The sequence below is a fragment of the Oligoflexus sp. genome, from assembly GCF_035712445.1.
Classification (GTDB): domain Bacteria; phylum Bdellovibrionota_B; class Oligoflexia; order Oligoflexales; family Oligoflexaceae; genus Oligoflexus.
The window spans coordinates 38,939-45,812 of the sequence record NZ_DASTAT010000031.1; the positions used below are offsets into that span (position 1 = coordinate 38,939).

Sequence of the window (6,874 nt, forward strand, 5' to 3'; positions counted from 1 at the left end):
CGGCTCGTAGCCGTCAGAAGAGGTGGAACTTGCGGTTCAGCGTAACATGGATTTTATTTCTATTTGCCGGCCTCATGGGAAGCTGTGGCAATAATAAGATCGATGTCTCCGCAATTCCTCAATTTCGCTATTTTATTGAATCGAAATACACGAGCCAGGTGGAAAACACCCTTGTGATCGAAGGCCCAGGTGTGGAAGCATTGTCCTTTAAGCTAAGTGGACGTGGTTTCTCAGCTGAAGTGCCTCTGGATCAGGAAATTCCGGTTCGCCCACGAACTAAAATTCAATACAGTGAAGTGGGCGATTATGTCGTCAACATTCAGTTCTTCAAGAGTGATGGTACTCCGCTTCTGCAAGATACTTTAAAGTGGTCTTTCAGTCTGGAATCCCCTGACAATCCAATCGTCGGTTTTGCAAGTAACGCAACCAATACATCGCGTGTGGCCCTCCTCGTCTCTGAGAGCCGCGACCCTTTGACAAACGAGATTTGGATCGAAGGAGATCTTTCCATAGAAGAGAATCCAAAAGGGGCTTGGCGATCGATTCCTGAAGGGAGCAAAGTACCTATTCGTCTGACGGAAGAAGACGGAGTAAAAACTTTGCGCGTGAAGCTCCGCAACGATTATAAGAATGAAACTGAGTTAAAGACCGTCCAGATTCGCAAAAAAACCACTATGCCGGCCAACTGCCGGATTGAGGTTCGTGGTCAAGGTTCACAAAATAGGTATTTTGAGATCCTGCTTGCTGCGGATAATGATGGACCACTTTTTTATCGAGTTATTGGTGACATCGGTGAACTCTCAACTTTCAAGGAGTTCAATGGTTCCGGTGAGCGTGTGCCCATAATCATGACACAGGGTGCGGGGAAAAAGAGCCTGACGATACTGGTTCGAGACGAAGCCGAGAATTATTGCCCACGCAAAGACATTCTTGTGACCTCAGATCCTGACTATGAAGGCGAGGGGATTCGCATCAAAGATGGCAAGGTATGGACGGATAGCAATACACTCACTGTCCAACCCTGGACCGATGGCTTTGCAGACGATCAAGTTGAAATGTACATTCATGGGAATATCGTCGATGATGATGCTACCTTTCAGTGGATTCCATTCAGGCCTGAGTTGGATGTTACGCTTCAGCCAACGGAAGGTACACGCTGGGTTCGTGTCCAGTATCGAATCAATGGAAATTTGACAAGCTTCCGTGCGACTCCAGTCTATTTAAAACCATTCGTTCTTATCCAGATTGGGACAGAAACACCTTATAAAGTGATTGCCTCAAACATCATCCAACTCAACCACCTGACCCTGACCGGCTGCGTCGAGCCCTATAACCAGGTCGCGTTCGCCGCATCCTATAAATGCACGCCCAATGCCGCGGCGGCCACCATCGTCTATACGCTGAAAGACGGCAGCACCATCACAAAATCGGCGAATTTCCCGCCCTGATCAAAGAATGAAAGTAAGATGAAAGGATAAAGACATGGCCTGAAGCTGATAGCTTCCGCTGGTGTTTTTTTCGATGCTATTGACCTTGCCCGTGGAAGGGGAGGTGGCGACGACGGTATCATTCCGCTGCGAAAAACTTTGGATCAGCGTGCTGAGCGAACCGCCCAGAAAAAGTTCCGCCCGGCCGAGCTTCCAGTTCATTTTCTTTCCGACATAAATCGGCACACGAATCGACCCATTCCCCGAATAGGTGGACAGCGATGCCGATTGAAAATTCTCACCGTCGATCGTGGTTTGGGAATAGGAGGCGACGCTCATGCGCGAGAAAAGGACGAACTCCGGCGTCAGCTGCAGAAGCCAATTTTTTCCGCCGACAAAAGCCATCCAACCCGTGCGCGCGGTGAGGAAGAAGTTGCCGCCCGTGTTTTTCACGCCGCCCGCGCTATAGCTGACCTGGCCCGTATAAAGACCGAGTCCCAAACTCCAGCGCTCATTGCCGCCACCCAGTAGCCCGCGGCTCAGATTCCCCACATAATCGCCGCTCAGGGCAAAACTTTGCTGGGACAGCGGCGAACTCGTGCCGGTATTGATGCTGCCGCTGATGCTTTGCCCAAAACTGAGGTCCACAGCCACGCCGGCAAAGGCCGGGGCGCTACCCAGGCCAAAAGCCAAAAGAATGAGGCGCAAGCGGGTCATGGGAGTCCATTCGGATAAAGTTATGCGGGCATTCTCCCCATTATAGGTGGGAAAAGAAAGCCCCGGCAATGGGCAGGGCAAATCCTTGGGATTTTAGCAGGAAAGCTGGCGAATGCGCAAAATTGCGGTAAACCCTTAATCCTTCTCGAAATTTGGGACACCTCCCGGGAAAACTTGTGGGCTAGAAAAAGAAAAGTTAACCGGTGCACCTGTTGACATTCCTATTGTTGAAGCTGAAATGGAGTTGATAATGAAGCTGAAGAACATGCGGCCCCTATCCCATCACCGACTCAAACCCTGGATGCACATGGCTCTCGCGCTGGCAAGTCTGTCCAGCATCTATGCCTGTCAACCCTCGACCAAACTGGAAAATCTGCGGCATGGCGTTCCCGCCAGCATCGTTCCCGGCAGTTATAAGCTGACGGTCGATGCGGAAAAGAACGATGATGCATCCCTGGTTGCGATTGGCGAAGATGCCAAGGCCGTCGCGGAAGAACAGGGCTGCGAATTCGATGGCCTTCAACCCTTGTCCTGGGAACCAGGAGCCATCTCCGCGGATCTTGCCTCGACTTACCAGCTGAAACTGAAAGGCTGTGATCAGACCGAGGACCAGGTCGCGGACACTCTGCGCAAACTTCAAACCCTGGAAAGCATCAAAGACGTCGAAGCGGAAGCCTCGATCCAACTCGCAGTCGCGGAAAATGACCCCTACAAGAGCCGTCAGTATCACCTTGATAAGATCAAGCGTGAACAGACCTGTGATCTTTTGGGCGGCAAATCCGGTCAGCAGGTGATCGTGGCCGTTGTGGACTCGGGTGTCGACAAGGATCATGCGGACCTGCAGAGCCAGTTCCTGCGTGATGCCAATGGCCAGGTGATCGGCGCGAACTTCGTCGGCAAAGGTGCCAGCGGCCGTCCCGATACCAACTGGGATGACCAGAATGGTCACGGAACGCACGTCGCCGGCCTCGTCGGTGCGGCAGCCAATAACGGCGTCGGTGTCGTCGGTGTCGCGTCCTGCGCGAACGTGAAGATCATCCCTGTCCGTGTTATGGATGCCAGTGGCCGCGGTTCTTCGATCGAAATCGATCGCGGTGTGCAGTGGGCTGCGGCTCAAGGCGCTGACATCATCAACCTCTCACTCGGTGGCAATAACTTCTTTGCTCAACCGAAAAGCTCGCACCCCAGCGCTCTTTATTCGGACCTTGCCAGCAAGGGCGTCATCGTCTTTGCAGCGGCGGGTAACGAAAGCCTACGCCTTGGTGTGAACAACGGTCGCGGTTATGCCTACAGTTATCCTGCGTCTTATGACAATGTGATCTCTGTCGCCGCAACCGATTCCCGTGATGCTCTGGCTGGTTTCTCGAACCGCGGTGCAACCGTTGATATCGCGGCTCCTGGTGATCAGGATGTTTCCACCTATATGGGTGGCGGTTACAAAGCCTTGAGCGGAACGTCGATGGCCAGTCCTGTGGCCGCTGGTGCTTACGCATTGGCTCTGAGTATCGCCCGCACCTCGCCCAAGGAACGTCTGAAGCACAATGATCTTCAGTCTCTCCTTATGAAAGCCGTGCGGACCAGCAACCTGAGATCCGACGTCGCGTCGGGCGGTGTGATGGATACTCTGGCTCTGACCAATGCGCTCCTCGCTGGTCGCAGTCCTGACAATGAGACCCCTTCGATGCCGGCTCCTAATCCGACGCCTGCACCGAAGCCCACCCCAACGCCTGAGCAGCCGGCTCCTACCCAGCCGACTCCAAGCGGGATGAGCTTTGTGGGTCTTACCGATGGTCAGACTCTCTATTCCGCCACACGCTTTGCTGTGACGGGCTGGCCCAAGGATAGGACGGTGCGGATCTACCTTTACTGGGTAACCAGCAGTGATCCTACGCCTTACTCCTTCGCAACCCTGGATCGCAGCGACCTCGATGCGACCGGGACCAAGGTTCAGACTCCGGATTCCTATTATCTATATGGTAGCGGAACGCTGGTGGCTGAAGCGGTCGATAGTCGCGGTCAGCAGCTTCAGCTGATCCGGATTCGCCTGAACGGCCGTTAATAAAATCCTGCTTGAAACCTTACCGGAAGGGCCTAACGGCTCTTCCGGTAAGCGCATTTTCAGCCTTTTCCGTAAGTTTCTTCATACCTTTCCCCCGAACTGGCTATTCTGCCCTCGGCAAAGATTTTGGAATTTTCACAATTCTTCCTCGCTAAGTCTTCAGAAGCCATACCTAAATTAAAAAGCACCATGAGACCCTAAAGAATTTCGCCGTTTTGCCGATATTACAACATAGCTTTTTGTTGACTCTTCAGACTCTCATGACAAGGGGTTAGGGAACTATGAAACACTTCGCATCAGGATTATTGGTGACTTTGCTCCTGAGTATGCCGGCTTTTAGCGCAGGCACTGATGACCTGTCCAAGGCCAAAGCTCAGGTAGCGTTTGTTTACAAGCGTTTGGCCGGTGTCCCAGCCTCTAGCGCTGACATCAACACATGGGGTGCAGGTCTTGTCGCAGCTGCTGACAAAGCCGCCTACCTCACCGACGTTGTAGCCAAGGCAGCGACCGAGAACGACAAGTTCTACTCGGTGACTGTTTTGAACTTCGCACAAATAGAGGCGAGCGAAGAACGCGCTCTGTCCGATGGATCGGGGGCTACCAACTCGATCGGCGTGTTGAATGACTTGACCGCAACCGTCATCGGTATGGTTCGCGACGAGAAGGACTACCGCGCGATCCTTTCGGATGACGTGCTGTACATCCCGACCGGCGCTGCTTATGCCGCTGGTACAAACGCGATCTACGATACGCTTTATGCCAACGTGAAAAATGGCACTGCCCCACTCGGAAGTAGTTTGACCGCCACCACGCAGACAGGCGCCACTGGCCTCAGCGTTCAAGCTGGTATCTTCACCCTCCGCGGTTTCGGTTCGGTCTACTATGATGCCGGTACCAACCGCGCAGCCTTCCGCTTCACTTCGATGAACTACCTGTGCCGTGACTTGGAAGCCCTTTCCGATGTTTCGCGCGCAGACATCTATGTTCGTAAAGACGTGGATCGCGCTCCCGGTGGTGACGCGACCAAGTATCGTACCGAGTGCGTGGGTTGCCATGCAGGTATGGATCCTTTGACCAACGCCTTTGCTTACTATGACTTCGTAGTGCCAGCTCAGGCGAACGCCCCAGCTGCCATCACGATCGCAACGGCTCCGGTTCCCAAGATGAACCAGAACGCTGACGTGTTCCCACTCGGCAAAACTGTGGAAAACGATTCCTGGAAGAACCTCTGGCGTGAAGGTATCAACGCTGATATCTGGGAATCCACTGATCCTGTCAAGAACGAAGGTAACGGCGTGAAGTCGTTCGGCCAGTTGCTCGCGAACTCGAAAGCGTTCCCGAACTGTATGGCTCAACGCGCTTACAAGACTGTCTGCTTGAAGGACCTTTCGATCAAAGACGCAACAATCACACGATTGGGCGCCGAGTTCGCAAAGACCTTCAACATGAAAGAGCTGTTCAAGGAAGTTGCCGTGGATTGCGGCAGCAAGATCGGCATGTAAGAGCAGTCAGTAACAACGCTACTTTAAAGACGTAATAGAAAGGATCAAAGAAATGGTAATCTCAAGAAAGAGTTTGACTATATTCGGACTGGCACTGAGCGCTGCTCTTTTTGCCAACGGCTGTTCGACCAAGAAGCCCAACAAAGGTCCCGTGGTCTCCACAGGTACTGAAGATGGTGTTGGTGAACCAGGTACCCCTGGTGACGAGCCTGGTACCGATGGAACGACTTCCAAGAAGCCCAGCAAAGTTGAAGAACTTGCGAGCGCTTACGGTATCCTGAACTTCCGTCAGGTCGCAGCGACTCTCAATGCCCTGACAGGCGTGCAGCTGAACGCTCCTGCAGCGGCTGGCGGCATCGCACCTCAGGCGGAATACACCCGCGCTCTGTCCGCTTTGCCAACCGATCACTCAGCGGCAGCCATCTCCGCTGGTAAAGTCGCTTCGCTGACGAAGCTGGCCTCCACGTATTGCGATGTGCTCGCGAACAACGCTCAGTTGCTCGGAGCCAAATTCCCTGGTTTGACTCTCGCCGCGGTTCCAGCTGACTCGGCAGCCTTCGCCAAGACTTTGGTGGACGGCTTCTACGGTCCTGAAACGGCTCTGCAAGGTCCACGCGCTGCCGACATCGCAACTGTTGCAGCCACTGTGGATGCACTGAAAGGTATCACGGGCGCAACTGGCCCCGGCATCTTCATGGCAACCTGCGCAGGTATCGTAGCGAGCGGTGAGTTCTTCGTCTACTAAGACGATACGGTTCAGCAGGAACGTACAAACGGGAATGAATTTTTCATAACAGCATTAAAAATACGGGGTAATGGATATGAAATTTACAAGCAGAAGAGAAGAAATCCTGGCTAAACTCGCCGCGAAAGAATCCGCCGAGAAAGCCGAAAAAGCTGATAAGACTCAGCGCGCAATCGAAGCGGATGCTTCCAAGCCCGCTTTGCACGCTGACCATAAACTCCCAACCACGCGCCGTGAACTCCTCAGCGCTGGTCTGGTGAGTGGTTTGAGCTTCGCGGTCGTACCCAGCATCCTCAGCACTTTCGGTCAGCAAGCTCTTGCTGCACCCAACTGTGCGAAAGGTGGAGCTGCTGGTGCAGCCGGCGCGAAACTGCCAGGCTACCTGCACGTTGAACTTTCCGGTGGTCCAGCACTGTCCGGTAAC

At 53.5% G+C, this 6,874-nt stretch carries 6 protein-coding genes; 4 read left to right on the forward strand and 2 right to left on the reverse strand.

The window, feature by feature from the left end; translation table 11 throughout:
• Positions 1-29 precede the first annotated feature (29 nt).
• A complete protein-coding gene (locus tag VFO10_RS06915; RefSeq protein WP_325138415.1) occupies positions 30-1,448 on the forward strand; it encodes a hypothetical protein in 1,419 nt (472 codons plus the stop codon).
• Here VFO10_RS06915 and VFO10_RS06920 read toward each other — a convergent pair whose 3' ends face one another.
• Entirely contained in the window at positions 1,449-2,144 is a 696-nt protein-coding gene (locus VFO10_RS06920; protein WP_325138416.1) for a hypothetical protein, read from the reverse strand.
• A gap of 250 nt (positions 2,145-2,394) precedes the next feature.
• Between VFO10_RS06920 and VFO10_RS06925 the strand changes: the two genes are divergently transcribed.
• From VFO10_RS06925 to VFO10_RS06935, 3 genes are all read left to right on the forward strand, one after another.
• Complete coding sequence (locus VFO10_RS06925) at positions 2,395-4,203, forward strand: S8 family peptidase (RefSeq protein ID WP_325138418.1); 1,809 nt, start codon at positions 2,395-2,397, stop codon at positions 4,201-4,203.
• 281 nt (positions 4,204-4,484) lie between these two features.
• Positions 4,485-5,705 carry a hypothetical protein gene (locus VFO10_RS06930; protein ID WP_325138420.1) on the forward strand — a complete coding sequence of 407 codons (1,221 nt, stop codon included), beginning with the start codon at positions 4,485-4,487 and terminating at the stop codon, positions 5,703-5,705.
• A gap of 52 nt (positions 5,706-5,757) precedes the next feature.
• A complete protein-coding gene (locus VFO10_RS06935) occupies positions 5,758-6,450 on the forward strand; it encodes a hypothetical protein (protein ID WP_325138422.1) in 693 nt (230 codons plus the stop codon).
• A 43-nt stretch (positions 6,451-6,493) separates the two neighbouring features.
• Here the strand turns inward: VFO10_RS06935 and VFO10_RS06940 are convergent.
• Positions 6,494-6,874: hypothetical protein (locus VFO10_RS06940; protein ID WP_325138424.1), on the reverse strand; the 381-nt coding region annotated here is incomplete at its 5' end.